The following is a 21,188-nucleotide window of genomic DNA, read 5'->3' on the forward strand; positions in this document are numbered from 1 at the left end:
CTCCTGCGGAGGCGTCATGACTGTCGAGACCAAGGCGGGGCGGAGCCTCGTCACCTGGCTTGGATTCGCTTGCGTGGCAGCGCTTCTGCTCACGGCGGGCATTTACTTCGCGCTGCGCGACACCGGCGGGACGAAGATCTCGGCGTACTTCGGGAAGACCGTCGGCCTGTACGCCGGTTCGTCCGTGCGAGTGCTGGGCGTCGCGGTCGGCGAGGTCACCGCGGTGACGCCGGAGGGCCAAGCGGTGCGCGTGGACATGACGGTCAACGACGACGTGCTGATCCCGAAAGACGTTGGCGCAGTGGTGGTTTCGCCGAGCCTGGTCAGCGATCGGTATGTGCAGCTGACGCCGTCGTACGACAGCGGTCCGACGCTCGCGAGCGGAACCGTGCTGGCGCGCGACAAAACCGCGACGCCGGTCGAACTGGACGATCTCTACGCGAGCCTCGACAAGCTGTCCACCGCGCTCGGGCCCAACGGGGCCAACAAGAACGGCGCGTTCTCCGACCTGCTGGACACCGCCGCGGCCAACCTCAAGGGCAACGGCAAGGACCTGAACTCGACCGTCAGCAGGCTCGCCGACCTGGCCGGCACGCTCGACGATTCGAAGGACGACCTGTTCTCCACGGTGAAGAACCTGAACTCGTTCACCTCCGCACTGTCCCAAAGCGACAGTCAGCTGAACGAGTTCTACCAGCGGCTCGCGGACGTCAGCGGGTTCCTCGCCGACGATTCGCACGACGTCGGGGCCGCGCTCGATTCGCTGTCCACGTCGCTGCAAGACGTGAAACAGTTCGTGGCGGACAACAAAAACGGGCTTTCGTCCAATGTGGCCAAACTGGCGTCGCTCACCAAGGTGCTGGTGGACCAGCGGGCTTCGCTCGCCGAGGTGCTCGACATCGCGCCGACCGGAGCGACGAACTTCATCAACACCTACGACGCGGCGTCCGGCACGATCGCGGTGCGCGACAACCTGAACGAGATCACCAACCCGCCGATCCTCACCGTCTGCCGGCTGATCAGCGCGGGCACGCCGAAGCCGCTTCCGGACACGCTCGGCAATATCTGCAAGAAGCTCGCGCCGGTGCTCGACGGCACACTCAAGCTGCCGTCCATCCCGCAGGCGCTGAACTCCTTGCAGAACGGCCAGTTGCCGCCGTTGCCGCTGCCGCTGTCGGACGTGCTGACGCAGAAACCCGGGGGTGGCAAGTGAAACGCCTCCGCAAACGGCTGGCGGGCGTGCTCGCCGGGGTGCTGGTGCTCGCCGGGTGCAGCGACGGCGGGTTCAACGGGCTGTACTCGACGCCGCTGCCCGGCGGCCCGGACGTCGGCGACCACCCGTACCACGTCACCGCGCTGTTCACCGATGTGCTGGACCTGGTGCCGCAGGCGAACGTGAAGGTGAACGACGTCGCGGTCGGCCGGATCGACCGGATCGCGCTCACCCCGGACACCCGGTCCGCGCTCGTGTCGATGACGGTGAACGGCGACGTCCAGCTGCCCGCCAACGCGCGTGCCGAACTGCGCCAGTCCAGTCTGCTCGGCGAGAAGTTCGTGCAGCTGAGCGCGCCGACCGCGGAGAAACCCGCGGGCAAGCTCGCCGACGGGGCGCAGATCCCGCTCGGGCGGACGAACCGCAACCCGGAGATCGAGGAAGTGCTGGGCGCGTTGTCGTTGCTGCTCAACGGCGGCGGCGTCGACCAGCTGCAGAACATCAGCCACGAACTCAACGACGCGCTGTCGGGCAACGAACCGCAGATGCGCGCGCTGCTGTCCCGAGTGGACGAACTGGCCACCCAGCTGGACGGGCACAAGGGCGAGATCCTGCGCGCGATCGACGGACTGGACAAGCTGTCGACCACGCTCGTCGGGCAGAAGCAGAACCTCGCCACGGCGCTGGACAAACTCGCGCCAGGCCTGAAGATCGTCGCCGACCAGCGCGACCAGCTGGTGGCGATGCTGAACTCGCTGAACAAGCTGTCCTGCGTCGCGGTGGACACGGTGAACCGCAGCCGGGACCAGCTCATCGCGAACCTCAAGGCGCTGGAGCCGACGCTGCGCCAGCTCAGCGCGGCGGGCAAGGACCTGCCGAACGCGCTGCGGATCCTGCTCACCTATCCGTTCCCGGACTACGCGGGCAACGTGATCAAGGGCGACTACGCGAACGTGGACGCGCGGATCAACCTCGATCTCGACAAACTGGTGCAGAACTTCACGAACTCGTCGCAGCCGCCGTTCCAGCTGCCGACGCCGTCGACGTCCCAGCCGCCCGGCGGCGCTCCTCCGGCCGCCGGGCAGGGGACGCCGCAGCTGCCGTTGCCGCTGCCCAACACGCCGGCCACGGGCGGGGCGAAACCGGGTTACGGCGGGGTGCTGGGCGGGTTGCTCGGCGGTCTGGTGGGAGGCGGCTGATGAACACGCGCAAGGTCCGGATCCAGCTGCTGGTGTTCTTCGCGATCGCGATCGTCTCGGTGGCGTACGCGGGCGGGCATTACGCCGGTCTCGACCGGATTTTCGGCAACCGCGGCTATCACGTGACGCTCAAGCTCGCCGACTCCGGCGGGGTTTTCGTCAACTCCGAGGTCGCCTACCGCGGCGTGACGGTCGGCCGGGTCGGCGCCATGACGCTCACCCCGCAGGGCATCGACGTCCGCCTCGACATCGACTCCGGCGGCCCGGACATCCCGTCCGCGCTGCACGCGCAGGTCGTGAACCGGTCGGCGGTGGGGGAGCAGTTCGTGGACCTGCTGCCGGACCGCGAATCCGGGCCGTACCTGGAAGACGGCGCGGTGATCACGCAGGACCGCACCTCGCTTCCGGCGACGCCGGATTCCGTGCTGACGCATCTCGACGGCCTGGTCGCGAGCGTCCATCCGGAGTCGTTGAAGACCGTGGTGGACGAGACGTACGACGCGTTCGCCGGCTCCGGACCGGAACTGCAGAAACTTTTGGACAGCACCAGTTCGCTCACCGCGACGGCCGCCCAGTACGTGCCGGACACCCAGGGGTTGCTGGCGAATTCGCGCACGGTCTTCGCCACGCAGGAACGGCAGGCGCAGAACATCACGGCGTTCGCGTCCGGGTTGAAGACGATCGCCGGTCAGCTGAAATCCTCGGACCCGGCTATCCGCAAGGTGATCGACGAGGCTCCGCAGCTGAGCCGGCAGATCAGCGACGTGCTCGCGACGTCCGGGACCGACCTCGGGGTGCTGTTCGCAAACTCGCTCACCACCGCGCAGGTCACCTCGATGCGCAAGGACGCGCTCGAGGAGCTTTTGGTGGCGTACCCGGTGATCTCGGCGTTCTCGCCGACGACCTCGCCGGACGGCACCGGGCATCTGGGCGTGGTGTTCAACTTCTTCGACCCGCATTCGTGCACGAAGGGGTATGAGGGCACGAAACAGCGTCCGGCCAACGACACGAGCGAAGCACCGGTCAACATGAACGCTTACTGCGCGGAGCCGCCAGGCAGCCCGACTGAGGTGCGGGGCGCGCAGAACGCGCCGTACGCGGGGAAGCCGCCCGCGATTCCGGCTGCGCCCAAGGCTTCCGCGCCTTCGGACCAGGGTTCGCAGCAGCTGCTGCCGGGTCTGCTGGGGCAGCTGACCGCGCCGCTGAAGGGCGGGCTCGGGGCGTTGCTGGGCGGTTCGTGATGGCTGACTCGGCTGAGGTTTCCGAGCCGCCCTTCCTGACTGCACGGGTGCTGACCGCACTGGCCGTGGTCGCGGTGCTGGCCGCCGCGTGGTTCGGCTGGTCGTGGTGGAGCGCGGCGCAGGACGACAGCCTGGCCCGCGGCCGCGCCCGGGACGCCGTGCTGGCCGCCGCGAGCACGGATCTGGTCACGCTCAACACGATCGACTACCGCACCAGCGCGGTCGACGTGGGCCGCTGGATCGACGTGACAACCGGACAATACGGCAAGGACCTGTCCGGTGACCGGCAGATGCAGATCGACCGCGCCAAACGCACCAAGACCGTTTCGACCGCTTCCTTGGTGCAGGCCGCCGTCACTGACCTGAACCCTTCGGCAGGCACGGCAAGGCTGATCGCGGTCTTGAACGTCCGCGTGAGCACCGGCGATGGCGCGCCTTCGGCGAAACAGGCCCGGCTGGCCGTGGACTTCGCGCGAGACGGCGACGTGTGGAAGATCGGCGGCATCCAGGCGGTGGGCTCGTGAACCGGCGGACGATCGCCGCTGGCGTGACCGCGGTCGCGCTGGCGTGCGCGGTGTGGTTCGGAGTGCAAGCGTCGCTGCTGCAACCCGAAGACGACGAGGCGATGGTCGACCCCGTCGCGACGGCTCAGGTCACCGACCAGGTCAGCGCCGCGGTCAAAGCTGTCTTTTCGTACGACTACGCGAACCTGGACCGAACCGCCCGCGCTGCGGCCGACGTCCTCACCGGCTCAGCGATGAGCCAGTACCAAAGCCAATTCGCCGCGGCTCGCCAACGCGCGACGAATGAGAAGCTCGTCCGGACGACGACGGTTCGCGCGATCGGTGTCCGTTCGTTGCACGGTGATGACGCGAGTCTGTTGCTTTTCCTTGACCAGCAAACGATCCTGCCGGGTGGTGGCGCGCCTCAGTCGTCGGTCGGCCAACTGTCGGTGACCGCGCATCGCACCGATGGGCAGTGGAAGATCACGGCGTTGGATCCGCTGTAGCCGTCCGGTCGCGGCTCGCCTGCGTGCGACGAGCGAGAAGCTCGTCCGGACGACGACGGTTCGTGCGGTCGGTGTCCGTTCGCTGCACGGTGACGATGCGAGCTTGCTTCTTTTCCTTGACCAGCAAACGATCCTGCCCGGCGGCGGCGCGCCTCAGTCGTCGGTCGGCCAACTGTCGGTGACTGCGCATCGCACCGATGGGCAGTGGAAGATCACCGCGCTGGATCCGCTGTGACCGCCCGGCCGAGCAGTTCGCTCACTTCCTTCGCGAGGGACACCGACGCCTCGATCTCGACCTTGCGGATGGACACGCTCTCCACGAGAAAGCCGAACGGCATGCCGAGCTTGCGGCAGAAAGCGGCCAGGTCGCGGGCGTTCGCCAGGCACTGTTCGTACGACTCGGCCAGCGTGTCGTCCGCGTGGCGCAGGGAATTCTCCAGCCAGCGCGGGACCCCGACGCCGAGCCACTTGAGGAAGGCCAGCGTTTTCGCCGAACCGCAGACCGAGAGGGTGAACAGGACCGGCTTGGGTTCGAGCTGCTGCTCGCGGCAGGCGTAGAAGTAGTCGGAGACCATGCTCTTGGCCGCGTCGGCGCTGTAGATCACCTGCGAGATGAAGTACGCGCAGCCGGCTCGCTGTTTGGCGATCAGTCGCAGGTGCTCGTCGGGCCGTTCGGTGATGGCGACGCCGCCGAGCAGCAGGTCCGGGCGGACTTCGCGGCGCAATGCCTGCGCCTCGGACAGCCGGGTGCGGACCTCTTTGCCTTGTGAGGAAGCCCCGACGAAGACGGACAGCACGCGCTCGGTGTCGGCGGTCCGCAGCCAGGTCCGCAGCTCGTCCCCGGGGTACTTGCCGACGCATCGGTAGATGACCGCCGGACGCTCCCACTCGCTGAGATAGTCCGCGTGGTAGGCGGCCGGGTCGAGGGTCGGCAGGTAGGGGAACGGCCGCTCGTCGGGATTGCGGTCGCTCTCGTCGTCGATGTCGTAGAGGGCGAGCCCGTCGACGTCGAGGTCGCGCAGCCGCGCCAGCGTGGCGTCGGTGATCTCCCGGATCCGCTCGGGGGAGTTGCTGAGGCGGGGCGGGGTGATGCCGAAGAGGAGGACACCGCTGCCGGAGTCGGTCAGCTTTGCCCGGAGAGTGTGGTCCGCCATGGTTCGAAAACTAGCAGCGCGCCTCAGCCCGCGAAGGGACCGCCTGGTCCGAACACCTGCTTCGCGAACCGTTCTCCCACCAACCGATGCGTAGCCGCGTCCGGATGCAGCGCGTCCGGCAGCGGATGGGCCGCGAAATCCTCTTCCCCGTACAGCGAAAGCCCGTCCACGTAATGCAACGCCGGGTCCTTCCGGGCCGACACGATCTGCGCGAGCTCCTTCCGGATCACCTTCAACGTCAGCTTCCCCTCCGCCACGGAGGCCGGATCGCCGGTCGCCTTGAACCGGAGCGTCCCGGTGCTGAAATCCGGCGCACCGGGCCCCGGCGTGTCCTCGTGGATCGGGCACAGCAGCGCGGAAACCACCACCAGCGGAGCGTCCGGATGCCCCTCCCGGATCGTGTCCAGGAACCCGTGCACCGCCGGGCCGAAAGCGCGCAGCCGCATCAAGTCCGCGTTCACCACGTTGATTCCCAGCTTCACGCTCACCAGATCCGCGGGCGTGTCCCGCATCGCCCGCGCGGTGAACGGGTCCAGCAGCGCGCTCCCGCCGAAGCCCAGGTTGATCAGGTCGACCCCGGCGGCAGCGGCGGCCAGCGCGGCCCACGTCTGGGACGGGCCTGCCGCACCGGAGCCGTGGCTGATCGAGCTGCCGTGGTGCAGCCAGACCGCTCGCGCGGGCGGCAGCGGAGAAATCGGGGCCGTGGTGCGCAACGCGACCAAGCGGGTGGTTTCGTTGTGCGGCAACCAGATCTCGACGTCCTTGACGCCCGAGGGCAGGTCGGAGAACCGGACCGTGCCGGGCGGGCCGGGGCGGGTCTCGCCGGACGCGGTCATCATGTCGAGGATCAGTTCGTCGCCGCCGGAGACCGTGGCGGAGCCGCCCGGCCGTCCGTTCAGCACCAGGTCGTAGACGCCGTCCGGCAGCGGCGGCACGCCCGCGTAGCCGACCTTCGTGCGGTGGGTGTCCAGTTCGATGGCCGTCGATTCGGTGCGAAACGCCAGCCGCACGCCGGACGGCTGGGTCTCGGCCAGCGCGAGCCTGCTGTCGGTGTTCTGCGCCCGCGCCCGTGCGGTGAGCCGGTGCGGCAGCAAGCCTTGCGCCGTGCGTTCCAGCTCAAGCGCGCCGCGCACGAACTCTTCGCCGATCTCGGTGGTGATCCACTGCATGCCGCCGAGTCTGCCGTCCGCGGCCGCGCGCCGCCAACGGGATATCAGCCGTCCCAGACCCCGGCGCCCTGGCGCAGCACCGCGACCGGCGCGGCTTCGGCGGTCGGCCACAGGTCCAGCACGTACCGGAAATGCTCGCCGAACTCGTGGTCGTGCCATTCGGCGTCCGGCGGGCCGCTTTCCACATAGGACACTCGGACCCGGTACCGCCCGGGCGGCACCGGGATCCGGTGCTCCTGCCGGGCGTAATCGGCGGGACCGGCCAGCGTCGCCACGCCGCGGGGGACGTCGAGATCGGCTTCCACGACGTGGGACGCGTCCGGGGACACCGGCGGTATCGCGGTGCTGACCGCCACGTCGACCTCGACCCAATCGGAGCGCGCGGTCGCCACGGAGAGCGACGAGGGCTCTACCGCGACGCGGTGCGCGGACACCGCCTCGTCGGTCCATCCTCCGTCGCCGGGACGCCAGGCGTCCTTGTCCCGCAAGGAGAACTGCCGTTGCTCGGCATGCACCAGGTACCGCACGGGCCCCACGCTAGCCCACGTGAGCCGGGGGTCACCCGAACTGGCTTGCGCGAGCGGTTTAGCGTGGTGGTATGACCACAGCTCCTGTCGACGTCGACACCGCCCGTCGCGACTACGCTGCGCTGGTCGAGCGCGGCCTGTCCCTGGACATCACCCGCGGCAAGCCGTCGCCCCGGCAGCTCGACCTCTCCGCAGATCTCCTGACGCTGCCGAACGGCCAGTACAAGGCCGAGGACGGCACGGACACCCGCAACTACGGCGGGCTCAAGGGGCTGCCGGAGCTGCGCCGCATCTTCGCCGACGCGCTGCAGGTGCCCGTCGAGCAGCTGTTCGCCGCGGGCAACTCCAGCCTGGAGCTGATGCACGACACCATCGCGCAGGCGATGCTCAGCACCCTGCCGGGCGCCGCGCGCCGCTGGGCCGACGAGCCCCGGATCGCGATGCTGTGCCCGGTGCCCGGATACGACCGGCACTTCGCGCTCGCCGAGCGGTTCGGCATCGAGCTGATCCCGGTGCCGATGACCGAAACGGGCCCGGACATGGACGTCGTCGAGCGGCTCGTCGCCGAGGACGCCGCGGTCAAGGGCATCTGGTGCGTGCCGAAGTACTCCAACCCGACCGGCGTCACCTTCAGCGCCGAGACCGCCGGGCGGCTGGCCGCGATGCCGACCGCCGCGCCGGACTTCCGGATCATCTGGGACAACGCCTACGCGGTGCACCACCTCACCGGCGACGAGCCGGAGCTGGCCGACATCCTGGCGCTGTGCGCCGAGGCGGGGAACCCGGACCGCGCGTTCGTGTTCGGCTCCACCTCGAAGATCACCTTCGCCGGGGCCGGCGTCGGGTTCTTCGGCGCGTCCGAGGCCAACCTGGCCTGGTGGCAGAGCGTGCTCAGCAAGCGCACCATCGGCCCGGACAAGGTCAACCAGCTGCGCCACGCGCTGTTCCTCAAGGACGCCGACGGCGTCCGCGCGCTCATGCGCAAGCACGCCGAGCTGATCGCGCCCAAGTTCGCCGCCGTCGAGCGCATCCTCGCCGAGGAGCTGGGCGACCTGGCGACCTGGACCAAGCCGACCGGCGGGTACTTCATCTCGCTGACCGTGCCCGAGGGCACCGCGAAGGAGGTCGTGCGGCTGGCCAAGGAGGCGGGCGTCGCGCTGACCCCGGCCGGGGCCACCCACCCGCACGGCGACGACCCGGCCGACGCGGTCATCCGCATCGCGCCGACCTTCCCCGAGCTTGCCGAGGTGGAGGAGGCCGTCCGCGCCCTCGCCGTCTGCGTGCGGCTCGCGGTCGCGCAGCGCGCCTGATCTCTGGTTCCAGGACTTCGGCCGCGCTGACTGTCCATAAAGGACGTCGGCGGTGGCGAAATGCTCGATTGACTGTCGCGTGACCGGGTTCTTAAGGTCTGTGAGGGGAACCCTGGGGGAATCAGATTCCCCCAGGGTTCCCCTCACAGACCGCAACCCCGGCGTCCTGGCTCGGGGCATCGTCGGTCTGGGCAGGCCCTTAAGTTCCTGGCAGCTGGTTCCGTGCCGCCGCCACCCGCTACGGTGGCGGCGGCACGGTCGTATCCAGGGGGCACGATGCGGGTTTTGATCGCAGGCGGCGGAGTCGCGGGCACGGTCACGGCGATGGCGTCGCAGCTCGCCGGGCACGAGCCGGTCGTGTACGAGGCGCATCCCAGCGGGGGAGCGGACGCGGGCGCGTTCCTCGTGGTGATGCACAACGGCATGAACGCGTTGCGCGCGATCGACGCCGATACCCCAGTGATCGAAGCGTCCTTCGCCTCGACCGGCATGGAAGTCGTCGGCCCGGACGGAACCACGCTCGGCGCGCACGATTTCGACCGCGAACTCGACGAACCGCGCACCCTCACTCGCGCCGCGCTTTACCGTGCGCTGCAACAGGAAGCGGAGCGTCGGGGCATCCAGATCGTCCACGGCAAGCGCCTGGTCTCCGCCACCGGCGACGGCACCGCGACTTTCCAAGACGGCACCACCGCGTCCGGCGATCTCCTCGTCGGCGCGGACGGCCTGCATTCCGTGGTCCGCACCCTCATCGACCCGCGGGCCGAACCGCCGCGCTTCACCGGCTTGACCGTGGTCTACGGCTACACCCGCGCCGAAGGACTTCCCGCCGCCCCCGGCATTTACCGGATGTTCCGCGGCAGCCGCGCCGCGTTCGGCTGCACCACCGACCCGGACGGCGCGACGTTCTGGTTCGCCCGCGTCCCCGATACGGAACGCACACGAGCCGAAATCGCCGCCGTCACCCCGGAAGGCTGGCGTGAGTTCGCCCACGCCGCCTTCGCGGACGACCCGCTGCCGTGCGCCGAGATCGCGGCCGCGACCGGCGACGACGTGCACGGCGGCCACTCCTACGACCTGCCCACGACCCGCGTGTGGTCGACGCCGTCGATGGTCCTGGCCGGGGACGCCGCGCACGCGGCGTCACCAGCGGCCGGACAGGGCGCGTCGATGGCGCTGGAAGACGCGGTGGTGCTCGGCCAATGCCTGCGCGACCTGCCGGACGCGCCCGCCGCGTTCGCCGCCTACGAACGGCTGCGCCGGGCCCGGGTCGAGAAGCTCGTGGCCGCCAGCGCGGGCGAGGACGTCGGCGGCGAGCGAGGCTGGGCATACCGGCATCATCTGGACTGGAGTGCGCGAATCACAGCGTGAGCGCCTCGCCGACGATACGATCCGCGCATGACTCAAGCCGCGCCACCGCAACAGCAGCCGCAGTTCCCGATCCTGCTGTCCACGATGAACGATCTGCCCGGGTACCGCGTGGTCCGCGTGTTCGGCGAGGTCTTCGGGCTCACCGTCCGCAGCCGCAACATGTTCTCCAACATCGGGTCCGGGTTCAAGGCGATGGGAGGCGGCGAGCTCAAGGGCCTCACGAAGCTGCTGTCCGACTCGCGCCACGAAGCCCTCTTCCGGCTGTGCCAGGAAGCCATGCAGCACGGGGCCAACGCCGTGCTCGCGCTGCGCTTCGACTGCAACGAGATCGCCGGCACCGCGAGTGAAATCGCCGCGTACGGCACCGCAGTGTACGTGGTCCCGGACGGCGCTCAGCAGCAGGCTCCGCAACAGCAACAGCAGCAGGCCCCGCAGCAGCAATACGCGCAGGCGCCGCAGCAGCAGTACCAGGCCCAGCCGCCGCAGGCCTGAGCCCCACGACAGGCTTGCCCGTGCGTCCAGCTGTTTCGTGGATGCACGGGCAACTAGCGTGCGAGGCCGGAAACCGCCCTCGCCGTCCCGGATAGCGTTCTCCGGGTGAGCAACCCGTTGATCGCGGAGACGAAGGACTCGACCAAGGCGTATTCGGGCATCACGCTGCTCGAATCGGGCGAGATGGTGAAGTCCGGCATCGAATCCGGCGACTGGGCGTCGATCGCGATGGGGGCGGTCGGGGTCGCGCTGGACGTGCTGTCGACCGCGATGGACCCGTTCGGGTCGATCCTGGCGGCGGGCGTCGGCTGGCTGATCGAGCACGTCGGGCCGCTGAAGCAGGCGCTGGAGGCGCTGACCGGCAAGGCCGACGAGATCAAGGCGCAGGCCGAGACGTGGCAGAACGTCGCGAAAGAGCTCGAAAGCATCGGCAAGGACCTGACCGCCTGCGTCGAGAAGGACTTGCAGAGCTGGACCGGCGAAGCGGCCGACTCCTACCGCGAGCGGACCAAGGACGTCGCGAACCTGCTCGGCGCGGCGCAGAAGGGCACCGAGGGTGCCGCGTCCGGGGTGAAGACGGCGGGTGAGGTCGTCGCGGCCGTCCGGATGCTGGTGCGCGACATCATCGCGCAGCTCGTCGGGCACCTGATCAGCTGGGCGCTGCAGGTGCTGTTCACAGCCGGGATCGGGATGGCGTGGGTGCTGCCGCAGGTGGTCGGCGCCGTCGCCAAGACCGCCGCGCAGCTGGCCAAGATCACCAAGCAGCTGGTCTCCGCGCTCAAGGCGCTGATGCCGTTGCTGAAGAAGGCGGGCGTCCTGTTCGAGGACGCCGCGAAGGCGCTGAAAGGCATCAAGGGCGGCAAGGCCAAGCCCTCCGGCGCGCCGAAGAACCTCGAGACGAAGCCGAAATCGGAGCCCAAGCCCGAGCCCAAGCCGGAGAACGAGAAGGGCGGCGGGGAATCGACCACCGCCTCGGGCGATCACTCCGGGCCGCCGAAGGGCGACACCAAGCCGCAAGGCGACCATTCCCAGCCGCCGAAGGACGAAACCAAACCGCAGGGCGACCACTCCGAGCAGCCGAGGGGCGGGGAGCCGGCACCGTCGGACCGGAGCGGCAATCCGGGCGAGTCCGGCAAGACGCCGCCGAAGGACGACCCGAAAGCGGCCGACACCCGGGGCGGCGCGGACGAGTGCAAGACCGCCGGGGACCCGGTCGACGTCGTGCGGGGCTCCGTCCTGATCGAAGACGTCGACCTCGAACTGCCGAGCCCGCTCGTGCTCGAACGGCTGCACGTCTCGTCGTACCGGTCCGGCCGCTGGTTCGGCCCGAGCTGGACGTCGACGGTGGACCAGCGGCTCGAAGCCGATTCCGAAACCGTCCGGTACTACGCGGCGGACGGCCGGATCCTGGTGTACCCGCGAGCCGTCGCCGGCGAGCCGGTGCTGCCGCTGGAAGGCCCGCGCCGCCCGCTCACCGCGACCGGCGACGGCGGATACCTGCTCGCCGATCCGGTCAACGGCACGGAATCGCGCTTCGGCCCCGGCCGCGGCGGCGTCTTCCCGCTGCGGTCGGCGACCGACGCCGCGGGCGCCCGGATGGACGTCGAGTACGACGACCTCGGCGCTCCCCGGCTGCTCCGGCATTCGGCGGGCTACCGCGTCGCGCTGGACGTCGAGGCGGGCCGCGTCACCGCGATCCGGGTGCTCGGCGACGGCCAGGAACCGGTGCTGGTCCGCAGATTCGGCTACGACGACCGCGGCCGGCTGGTCCGGGTCTTCAATTCCTCAGGCCTGGCAACGCAATACGACTACGACGCCGACGGCCGCGTCACGGGCTGGCAGGACCGCAACGGCATCTGGTACCGCTACCTCTACGACGCCGACGGCCGCTGCGTCCGCACGGTCGGCGACCGGGGCGTGTACGACGGCGAGTTCGCCTACGACCGCGAGCAGCGGATCACCCGCTACACCAACGCGCTCGGCCACGTCACGGAGTTCCACTTCAACGAGTTCTCCCAGCCGACCAAGGACGTCAGCCCGCTCGGCGCGACCACAGTGTCCACCTGGGACCGTTACGACCGGCTGCTGTCGCGCACCGATCCGCTCGGCCGCACCACCGGGTTCGAGTACACCGCCGAGGGCCTGCTCACCGCGGTCGTCCGCCCGGACGGCAGCCGCGCGCAGGTCAGCTCCGCGCCGGACGGCACGCTGACCGTCACCGTCGAGACCGCCGAACGCAGTTGGCGGCGCGTTTACCCGCCGGGCACCGCGCCGGATCTGTTCACCGCCCAAGCCGGGATCGCCGCGACCGAATTCGCCCAGGACCGCCAGCTGACCGGGGGCGAGCCGCCGCGCTCCGAGCCCGACCCGGTGGAGCGCGACCAGTTCGGCCGCCCGCGCGTGGTGGCCGACGGCACCCGGTTCGGCTGGACGGTCGACGGGAGCCAGGCCAGCCGGACCGGCCCGTCCGGGCGGCACGAGGAATGGCGTTACGACGCCGAAGGAAACCTCGTGGAACGCACCGACGCCCGTTTCGAATACGGCCCCTTCGACCTGCCGGTCGCGAAGATCGACGCCACCGGCGCCCGCACCTCCTACGAGTACGACACCGAACTGCGGCTCGTCCGTGTCACCGACCCGGCAGGCCTGACCTGGAGCTACACCTACGACGCCGACGGCAGGTTCGTCGCGGAAAGCGACTTCGACGGCCGCGAGCGGCGGTTCGCCTACGACGCGGCAGGCCAGCTCGTGCAGTCGGTCGACGGGCTGGGCACGGTCACCGAGTACCGCTACGACTCGCTCGGCAACGTGATCGAGCGCCGCACGGACAGCGGGACCATCCGCTACGAGTACGACCCCGTCGGCTTCCTCGCGCGCGCCACCGAGGGTTCCTGCGTGCTGGAGATCGAGCGCGACGAGGACGGCCGGGTGGTCCGGGAATCGGTCGACGGCCGCGCGGTCGCGTATGTCCACGAGCCGTCCGGAATGCGCCGCACGACTCCGTCCGGCTCGGTCAGCGAGTGGAGCTTCGACGACGCCGGGAAGGCGGTCGCGCTGTCGACCGCCGGACACGAAGTGCTTTTCCGACACGACGAAGCGGGCCACGAGGTCGAACGCGTCCTTGGCGGAAACACTGTGCTGGCACAGGCTTTCGACGCCGAACACCAGCTGGTCGCGCAGACTTTGGCCGCGGGCAGCCAGATCCGGCAGCGGCGCGAGTACCGCTACCGTCCGGACGGCCAGCTGGTCGGCGTGGACGACACTCTGTCCGGCTCCACGCGCTACCAGCTCGACACCGTCGGCCGCGTCACCTCGGTGGCTCGGCGCGACGGCCAGGAGACCTACCAGTACGACCCGTCCGGCAACATCCGGCACGCGCGGCTGCCGTTCGCCGAAGCGGACTCCGGTTCGCGCGGCTACACCGGAAACCGGCTCGCCGCGGCCGGCTCGGTGCGGTACGTCCACGACGGACAGGGACGGCTCGTCGCCCGCCACGAGAACTCGCGCACCTGGACCTACCGCTGGGACGCGCAGGATCGGCTGCTCGCCGTGGAAACCCCGGACGGCGTGCGATGGCGCTACCGCTACGACCCGCTGGGCCGCCGCATCGCCAAACAACGCTGGCTGCCCGGCGCGGAGGCCCCGGCCGAGGAGACCCTGTTCTCGTGGAGCGGGCAGCTGCTGGTCGAACAGGAACACCGGCTGGCCGGGTCCGCCCCGCTCACGCTGACCTGGGATCACCTGCCCGGAACCGTGCGCCCGGTGACGCAGACCGAACTGCTGGGCCGCAGCGCCCGGTTCTTCTCGTTCGTCACCGATCCGGTCGGCACGCCGGTGGGTTTGGTGGACGCCTACGGCACCGTCGCCTGGCGCGCGTCCGGGTCGCTGTGGGGCCGCACCCGTCCCGGCGGCACGCCGCTGCGGTTCCCCGGCCAGTACGCCGACGACGAGACTGGCTTGCACTACAACGTTTTCCGCTACTACGACCCCGGCACCGGGCGCTACCTGAGCCAGGACCCGCTCGGCCTCGCCCCGGCCCCGAACCCGGCCTCCTATGTGCCCAACCCGCTCGCCGACGCCGATCCGCTGGGACTGGGCAACTGCCTGGGCAGGGAGAAGTCCGGCCCGAACGACGAAGCGCGCCCGAACGAAACCCCGGGCGGCGGGAACAATGCCGGGCACGTGCAGGACACCAACCCGTCGTCCGCGCCGCCGCGCGAACCCACCCCGCCGCCGCGCGAGCCGACGCCGCCGCCGAGGGAACCGGCTCCGGAGACGACCACGGCGTCGTCCGCGCCTCCTCCGCCCCCGCCTCCTCCGCCCGCGAAGGCGCCGGGCCCGCCTCCTCCGCCCCCGCCCGGAAAACCGCCGGTCGCGCCTCCGCCGCCTCCGCCCGGCGGTGCGAAACCGCCGGCGAACCGGCCGGCGCGACCCCCGGCCGCACCGCCGCCCAAGGAAACCCCTCCGCCGTACAAGACGAAGACCGGGGACGAGGCCAAGGCCGAAAAGGAACGGGTCGAGACGAAGATCGACGAGACCCTGGAAAAGGTCCCGCTCAAGGATCGTCCGCCGGTGCTGCGCATCCCGGACGACCCCAAATTCACCGCGAGCACGAAGGTGTCGGAACTGCCGGATTACCTCAAGCACAATCTCCGGCCGGGCGACAACGACAAGACGCTCGGCGAAATGCTGGGGCACCAACGGTCCGAGATCATCGGCCCGGACGGCAAGCCGACCGAATTCGGCCGGGAAGCGAAAGCCAGCGACCTCGTCGACATGCAGGGCGGGGCCGGATACAACCCGCGCGACAACGTGATCTGCATGGATCCGCGCAAAAGCGACAACGAGATCGCGCACGAGCTGGGGCACGCGCAGCAGAACGAGCACGGCGGCTACACCAAGAACAACACCAACGGTTCACTCATCGAGTACCACAACGTGCTCAAGAACGAGAACCTGGTCAACGACGGTCTCCGCGACAACTACACGCTCAAGCCGGGCACGAAGCCGAAGCCGGGCGAGACCTACGAGAACATGGTCGACGAGATCAACCACATGCCGAACAAAGAGGTGCGCGAGCGCAACCAGGCGATGCTGAAAGAAATCGAAGAAATGCTGCAAGAACCTCGTTATCAGCCGAAGGCGGACAAGATCCGCGAAAACCTCATGCTGGAGTACTTCAACAACCCGAAGCTCGCGGAGCCGGTCCCGATGTGACAAAAGAAAACGGGCCCGCACCGGCGATCGGTGCGGGCCCGTTTTCGCGGGACTGGGCTACTTCCGGTACAGCGCCTCGATGTCGGACGCGTAGTTCTTGTTCACCACGTTCCGCTTCAGCTTCAGGCTCGGCGTGATCTCGCCGCCCGCCTCGGTGAAGTCGTTCGCCAGCACGGTGAACTTCTTGATCGACTCCGCGTGCGACACCTGCTTGTTCGCCTCGTCGACCGCCGCCTGGATCTCCGCGCGCAGGTCCGCGTCCTCGGCCAGTTCGGACACCGTCGCCGCTTCCGGCTTGCCGTGCTGGGACTTCCAGGCCGGGAAGTACTCCTCGTCGATCGTCACCAGCGCGGCGATGAACGGCCGCTGATCGCCGACTACCATCACCTGGCTCACCAGCGGCGCGGCCTTGATGGTGTCCTCGAGGCCGGACGGGGCGACGTTCTTGCCGCCCGCCGTCACGATGATCTCCTTCTTGCGGCCGGTGATCTTGAGGAACCCCTCGGAGTCCAGTTCGCCGAGGTCGCCGGTGTGGAACCAGCCGTCGGTGAGGGCTTCCGCGCTCGCCTCCGGGTTGTTGTAGTACCGGCCGAACACGACGTCGCCCTTCAAAAGGACTTCGCCGTCCTCCGCGATGCGGACCGAGGTGCCCGCGACCGGACGGCCGACGGTGCCGACGCGGAACGCCGCGCTGGTGTTCACGTTCGCCGCGGCGGACGTCTCGGTGAGGCCGTAGCCCTCGAACACCGGCACGCCAATGCCGCGGAAGAAGTGCGCCAGGCGCGCGCCCAGCGGGGCCCCGCCGGACACCGCGGCGATGCAGCGACCGCCCAGCGCGGCGCGGAGCTTGCCGTACACCAGCTTGTCGAACACCAGGTGCTTCGCGCGCAGGCCGAGCCCGGCGCCGCCCTTCTCCTGTGCCTCGCTGTACGCGACCGCGGTGGCTTCGGCGGCGTCGAAGATCTTGCCCTTGCCGTCGGCGTGCGCCTTCTGCTTGGCGGTGTTGTAGACCTTCTCGAACACGCGCGGCACGGCGACCACGAACGTCGGCCGGAAGGTGCCGAGGTCCGGGACCAGGTTCTTCACGTCCGGCGTGTGGCCGAGCGTGACCCGGGCGGTGAGCGCGGTGACGGCGATCGCGCGGGCGAGGATGTGCGCCAGCGGGAGGAAGCACAGCAGCGAGTTGCCCTGCTCCATCAGCTCCGGGAACGCCTCGATGTCCGCGCGGATCTCGGCCAGCAGGTTCCGGTGGGTCAGCTCGACGCCCTTGGGCCGCCCGGTGGTGCCCGAGGTGTAGACGATGGTGGCCGTCTCGTTCGCGGTGACGCCGCGGCGGCGGGTGTGCAGGTCCTCGTCGGAGACCTCGGCGCCCAGCGCGGTCAGCTCGTCGACCGCAGGGGAGCCGTCCTCGATCTGCCAGGTGTGCTCGAGCGTGCTGAGCCGCCCGCTGATCTCGTCGACCGCTTTCCGGTGCGCGCCGGTCTCCACGAAGACGGCCTTGGCGGCCGAGTCGGAAAGGATCCAGTACACCTGTTCGGGCGACGAGGTCTCGTAGATCGGGACCGTGACCGCGCCCGCGGCCCAGATCGCGAAGTCGATCAGCGTCCACTCGTAGCGGGTCTTCGACATCAGTGCGACGCGGTCGCCGTGCCCGACCCCTGCCGCGATCAAGCCCTTGGCCACGGCCGCGACCTGGTCGGCGAAGTCCTTCGCGGTCACGTCGAGCCAGGTGCCCTCGACCTGCCTGCGGAAGCTGACCACGTCGGAGAACCGCTCCGCGTTCGCCCAGACGACATCGGCCAGATTCTCGTCGTCGGTCACCGGCTTCCCGGCGGGGGCGCTGTATTCGCGCACGTGGACCTCCGTGTTCGACGCGTGCGGTTACCCGCCAGTCAACTTAGCGTGCAGTAGACCTTAAGACCATGCTGGCACGGGGCGCGCGGCGAGGTCGTGACATCGTGTCCGGGTGCACGCACCGCCAGCTCTCGATCTCGTCGACGAGACCTTCCTCGTCGTGCCCCCGTCCACCGTCGCGGCGGCCTTCGCCGACCCGCGTTCGTGGCGGCGGTACTGGCCCGACCTGGAGTTGCGGGTCTACACCGACCGGGGGGACAAGGGTCTGCGCTGGACCGTCACGGGCGCCTTGATCGGTACCATGGAGGTCTGGCTGGAACCTGTTCTCGACGGCACCGTGCTGCACTACTTCCTCCGGGCCACGCCGGCCGGTCCCGGCGGCGTCCCGCGCGAGCTGAGCCCGCGCGAACTGCGCCGCGAGTTCGACCGGCGGGCGCGCGCGGCGAAGGACGTGGCGCTGAGCCTGAAGGAGATCCTCGAGGACGGGCGCGAGCCGGGGATTCCGCCCCGGACCGTCGAGTAGGAGGCTCTTGTGCGGGTTCACGTCGTTTCGGACGTGCACGGCAACGCCGACGCGCTGAAGCGGGCGGGGGACGGGGCGGACGCGCTGGTCGTGCTCGGCGACCTGCTCGACTTCGTCGACTACCACGACCACGACAAAGGCATCATGGGCGTGCTGTTCGGCGCGGAGAAAGTCGGCGAGTTCGCCCGCCTGCGCCGCGAAGGCACCAGGGACGAGACGGTCGCCTACTCGCGCACGCTGTGGGCCACCCTGGACGATCCGGCCGCCGCGGTCGACGAAGCTGTTCGGGAGCAGTACTCCACGCTGTTCGCTTCGATGACCGCGCCGACGTACGCGATCCCCGGCAACGTCGACGCGCCGTCAGCCTGGCCGGAGTTCGCCGGGGAAGGCGTGCACCTGGTCGACGGCGAGGTCGTCACGATCGGCGGCCTGCGGTTCGGCTTCGCCGGCGGGGCGGTGCTGCCGGACGGCGTGCTCCCGCGTCCGCGCAAGGGCGCGGCCTGGCGGCCGTACCTGCGGGCGCGCGAGGAGTTCGACGCGGCGGTCTCGCTGCTGGACCGGGTCGACGTGCTGTGCACGCATATCCCGCCGGCAGTGCCCGAATTGACCTACGACGTGGTCGCGCGACGCGCCGAACTCGGTTCGAAGGCGCTGCTGGACTTGATCCTGCGGCAGCGCCCGCGCTGGTCGGTGTTCGGGCACGTGCACCAGCCGCTGGCCGCGCGGCGCCGGGTCGGGCACACCGAGTGCCGTAACGTAGGTCACTTCAAGGAGACCGGCCAGCCGTACGTGCTGCGCTGGTGACTGTGCTGTCCGGCTACGCTTCGTCCCATGGCCGAGCAGTCCACGCAGTCCATCGAGGTCGACGCCGAGCCCGCGCGGGTGATGTCGGTGATCTCCGATTTCCCCGCGTACCCGGAGTGGGCCAAGGCGGTCCGCGAGACCGAAGTGCTCGCGGCCGACGACGCGGGCCGGGCGAAACAGGTGAAGCTGACCCTCGACGCCGGGCCGATCAAGGACGTGTACACGCTCGAGTACGACTGGGACGATTCCGGTCTCGGCGTCAGCTGGCATCTGGTCAAGGGCCAGATGCAGAAGGCGCAGAACGGCCGGTACGCGCTCGAACCGCTCGGCGGCGGGCGCACCCGCGTCACCTACACGCTGTCGGTCGAGCTGGCGCTGCCGATGATCGGGCTGCTGCGGCGCAAGGCGGAGAAGATGGTCATGGACACCGCGCTCAAGGAGCTCAAGCGCAGGGCTGAGGGCTAGATGCGCATCCTGCTGTTCACCGGCAAGGGGGGTGTCGGGAAAACGACGCTCGCCGCGGCTACCGCTGCCGCGCTCGCCGGCCGCGGCAGGAAAACGCTCGTCGTGTCCACCGACCCGGCGCATTCGCTCGGCGACGCGTTCGGCACGCCGCTGGGAGCCGAACCCTCCGAAGTGGACATCCGCGGCGACGGCACGCCCGCTGGTCTCTGGGCGGCGCAAGTGGATTCCCGGGCGCTGGCCGACCGGACCTGGCACGAGCTGCGCGGCGAGCTGCGGAAGGTGCTGGCCGGAGCCGGTCTGGACGTCCTGGACGCGGAAGAGCTGACCGTGCTGCCCGGCGTGGACGAGCTGCTCGCGCTGAGCGAGGTGCGGCGGCTGGCTTCGCAAGGTCCGTGGGACACCGTGGTGGTCGACTGCGGTCCGACAGCTGAAACGCTGCGCTTGCTTTCGCTGCCGGAAGCCGTGTCGGGCTACCTGGGCCGGGTTTTCGGCAACCGGCGCGTCGCGGCGTCGGTCCGGCAGCTCGGCGCACATCTCGACGCGCTGCGCGAACTGCTCACCGACCCGCGCGTGACGACCGTGCGGCTGGTGCTCACTCCGGAGCGAGTGGTGGTCGCCGAGGCGCGGCGCACGCTCACGTCGCTGGCGCTGCGCGGCATCGCGGTCGACGGCCTGATCGCCAACCGGCTGATGCCCGCGCCCGGGTTCTGGCGCGGTTCGGCGGCGAAGTGGCTGCGCACCCGGCGGGAGCAGCAGGACGCGGTCCTGGCGGAACTCGCCGAGGCCGGATTCGGCCCCGGCGAGCTGGCCCGCGTCGAGCACCGGGCGAGCGAACCGGTGGGGGCGGAGGCGCTCGCCGAACTGGCCCGCGAGCTGTACGACGGCCGGGATCCGTTGTCCGGCAACGGGAAACCGGTCACCCCGCTGCTGTCGGTCGCGGCCGAAGGAGACGGCTTCCGGCTGCGGGTCGCGCTTCCGCTGGACCAGGACTCGGCGGTCGACCTCGCCCGCGTGGACGACGACCTGGCGATCACCGTGGACGGCTTCCGCAGGCTGGTCGCACTGCCCGAGACGCTGCGCCCGTGCCGGATCACCGGCGCGGAATCCGACGCCGACGGCCTGGTGGTCAGCCTGGCCGGGAACCGGGGATCCGGGTGAGCGAAGAACACAGCGACGACCACGCGGCCGGGTCCCACGCGGACGGCCTGAAGCTGGCCGAGGAGATCCGGCTGCTGGTCGAGATGGTGATCGAACGCGCCGCGCCGTGGCTGGAAGGCGTCATGGCCGCCGGGCACGGCACGCCGGGGGAGCCGGGCGCCGGCGGTGTGGAGGACAGCACTTCGGGATGCGGGTGGTGCCCGCTGTGTGCGATCGTCGCCGTCGTGCGCGGCGAGCGGCCGGAGTTCGTGGCCAGGGTCCTCGAACAGGCTGCCCAGCTCGTCGCGCTGCTGCGGGCGGTGCTCGCGGACCGCTGGGAGCCGGACGAGGGAGTGCACATGCCCGGGTTCCGGCCCGCCGCGCATCCGCCTGCCGCCGCGGCGGCGTCCTCTTCGGAACCGTCGTCGCGGGTCCAGCACATCGTCGTCCGCAAGCGCGCGGACTGGCAGCCGGAGCGGGAGAACTGATTGCTGACCGTAGGG

At 70.0% G+C, this 21,188-nt stretch carries 19 protein-coding genes; 15 read left to right on the plus strand and 4 right to left on the minus strand.

The window, feature by feature from the left end:
• Positions 1–16 precede the first annotated feature (16 nt).
• The 6 genes from ACZ7SW_RS32815 (at position 17) to ACZ7SW_RS32840 (ending at position 4,897) form a co-directional block, all read left to right on the plus strand.
• Positions 17–1,213 carry an MCE family protein gene (locus ACZ7SW_RS32815; protein WP_470234235.1) on the plus strand — a complete coding sequence of 399 codons (1,197 nt, stop codon included), beginning with the start codon at positions 17–19 and terminating at the stop codon, positions 1,211–1,213.
• Positions 1,210–2,412, plus strand: coding sequence for an MCE family protein (locus ACZ7SW_RS32820; RefSeq protein WP_470234236.1), 1,203 nt, complete (start codon positions 1,210–1,212; stop codon positions 2,410–2,412). The genes ACZ7SW_RS32815 and ACZ7SW_RS32820 overlap by 4 nt, the downstream gene beginning before the upstream one ends.
• Positions 2,412–3,653: an MlaD family protein gene (locus tag ACZ7SW_RS32825; protein ID WP_470234237.1), complete on the plus strand. Its 1,242-nt coding sequence runs from the start codon at positions 2,412–2,414 to the stop codon at positions 3,651–3,653. The genes ACZ7SW_RS32820 and ACZ7SW_RS32825 overlap by 1 nt, the downstream gene beginning before the upstream one ends.
• Entirely contained in the window at positions 3,653–4,177 is a 525-nt protein-coding gene (locus tag ACZ7SW_RS32830) for a hypothetical protein (protein ID WP_470234238.1), read from the plus strand. The genes ACZ7SW_RS32825 and ACZ7SW_RS32830 overlap by 1 nt, the downstream gene beginning before the upstream one ends.
• Entirely contained in the window at positions 4,174–4,662 is a 489-nt protein-coding gene (locus ACZ7SW_RS32835) for a hypothetical protein (RefSeq protein ID WP_470234239.1), read from the plus strand. Before ACZ7SW_RS32830 ends, ACZ7SW_RS32835 begins: the two co-directional genes overlap by 4 nt.
• A gap of 103 nt (positions 4,663–4,765) precedes the next feature.
• Positions 4,766–4,897: a hypothetical protein gene (locus tag ACZ7SW_RS32840; protein WP_470234240.1), complete on the plus strand. Its 132-nt coding sequence runs from the start codon at positions 4,766–4,768 to the stop codon at positions 4,895–4,897.
• Here ACZ7SW_RS32840 and ACZ7SW_RS32845 read toward each other — a convergent pair.
• Genes ACZ7SW_RS32845 through ACZ7SW_RS32855 form a run of 3 tightly spaced genes read right to left on the minus strand, consistent with a single transcriptional unit; the run spans position 4,875 to position 7,512 of the window.
• Complete coding sequence (locus ACZ7SW_RS32845) at positions 4,875–5,816, minus strand: methylenetetrahydrofolate reductase (protein WP_470234241.1); 942 nt, start codon at positions 5,814–5,816, stop codon at positions 4,875–4,877. The genes ACZ7SW_RS32840 and ACZ7SW_RS32845 overlap by 23 nt on opposite strands.
• A 23-nt stretch (positions 5,817–5,839) precedes the next feature.
• Positions 5,840–6,985 carry a GDSL-type esterase/lipase family protein gene (locus tag ACZ7SW_RS32850; protein ID WP_470234242.1) on the minus strand — a complete coding sequence of 382 codons (1,146 nt, stop codon included), beginning with the start codon at positions 6,983–6,985 and terminating at the stop codon, positions 5,840–5,842.
• 44 nt (positions 6,986–7,029) lie between these two features.
• Entirely contained in the window at positions 7,030–7,512 is a 483-nt protein-coding gene (locus tag ACZ7SW_RS32855; RefSeq protein WP_470234243.1) for a hypothetical protein, read from the minus strand.
• Between the two features lie 71 nt (positions 7,513–7,583).
• Between ACZ7SW_RS32855 and ACZ7SW_RS32860 the strand changes: the two genes are divergently transcribed.
• From ACZ7SW_RS32860 to ACZ7SW_RS32875, 4 genes are all read left to right on the plus strand, one after another.
• Positions 7,584–8,822 carry an aspartate aminotransferase type Ic gene (locus ACZ7SW_RS32860; RefSeq protein WP_470234244.1) on the plus strand — a complete coding sequence of 413 codons (1,239 nt, stop codon included), beginning with the start codon at positions 7,584–7,586 and terminating at the stop codon, positions 8,820–8,822.
• Positions 8,823–9,098: 276 nt separating this feature from the next.
• Positions 9,099–10,193 (plus strand): FAD-dependent monooxygenase, encoded by a 1,095-nt coding sequence (locus ACZ7SW_RS32865; protein WP_470234245.1) that lies wholly within the window; start codon positions 9,099–9,101, stop codon positions 10,191–10,193.
• Between the two features lie 27 nt (positions 10,194–10,220).
• Positions 10,221–10,685: a YbjQ family protein gene (locus ACZ7SW_RS32870; RefSeq protein WP_470234246.1), complete on the plus strand. Its 465-nt coding sequence runs from the start codon at positions 10,221–10,223 to the stop codon at positions 10,683–10,685.
• A 105-nt stretch (positions 10,686–10,790) separates the two neighbouring features.
• Entirely contained in the window at positions 10,791–15,902 is a 5,112-nt protein-coding gene (locus ACZ7SW_RS32875; RefSeq protein ID WP_470234247.1) for an RHS repeat-associated core domain-containing protein, read from the plus strand.
• A 57-nt stretch (positions 15,903–15,959) separates the two neighbouring features.
• Here the strand turns inward: ACZ7SW_RS32875 and ACZ7SW_RS32880 are convergent, their stop codons facing one another.
• A complete protein-coding gene (locus ACZ7SW_RS32880) occupies positions 15,960–17,756 on the minus strand; it encodes an AMP-dependent synthetase/ligase (protein ID WP_470234248.1) in 1,797 nt (598 codons plus the stop codon).
• 112 nt (positions 17,757–17,868) lie between these two features.
• Here ACZ7SW_RS32880 and ACZ7SW_RS32885 point away from each other — a divergent pair, with 112 nt between their 5' ends.
• The 5 genes from ACZ7SW_RS32885 to ACZ7SW_RS32905 all read left to right on the plus strand — a co-directional run bounded on the left by ACZ7SW_RS32885 (position 17,869) and on the right by ACZ7SW_RS32905 (position 21,173).
• Positions 17,869–18,279 (plus strand): polyketide cyclase / dehydrase and lipid transport, encoded by a 411-nt coding sequence (locus tag ACZ7SW_RS32885; RefSeq protein ID WP_470234249.1) that lies wholly within the window; start codon positions 17,869–17,871, stop codon positions 18,277–18,279.
• Between the two features lie 9 nt (positions 18,280–18,288).
• On the plus strand, positions 18,289–19,083 hold the full coding sequence (locus tag ACZ7SW_RS32890; protein ID WP_470234250.1) for a metallophosphoesterase family protein: 795 nt from the start codon (positions 18,289–18,291) through the stop codon (positions 19,081–19,083).
• 27 nt (positions 19,084–19,110) lie between these two features.
• Complete coding sequence (locus tag ACZ7SW_RS32895) at positions 19,111–19,548, plus strand: SRPBCC family protein (RefSeq protein WP_067595182.1); 438 nt, start codon at positions 19,111–19,113, stop codon at positions 19,546–19,548.
• Entirely contained in the window at positions 19,549–20,706 is a 1,158-nt protein-coding gene (locus ACZ7SW_RS32900) for an ArsA family ATPase (protein ID WP_470234251.1), read from the plus strand.
• An 83-nt stretch (positions 20,707–20,789) separates the two neighbouring features.
• Positions 20,790–21,173 carry a hypothetical protein gene (locus ACZ7SW_RS32905; RefSeq protein WP_470234326.1) on the plus strand — a complete coding sequence of 128 codons (384 nt, stop codon included), beginning with the start codon at positions 20,790–20,792 and terminating at the stop codon, positions 21,171–21,173.
• Positions 21,174–21,188 lie beyond the last annotated feature (15 nt).

The organism is Amycolatopsis sp. NPDC114484 (genome assembly GCF_055633755.1).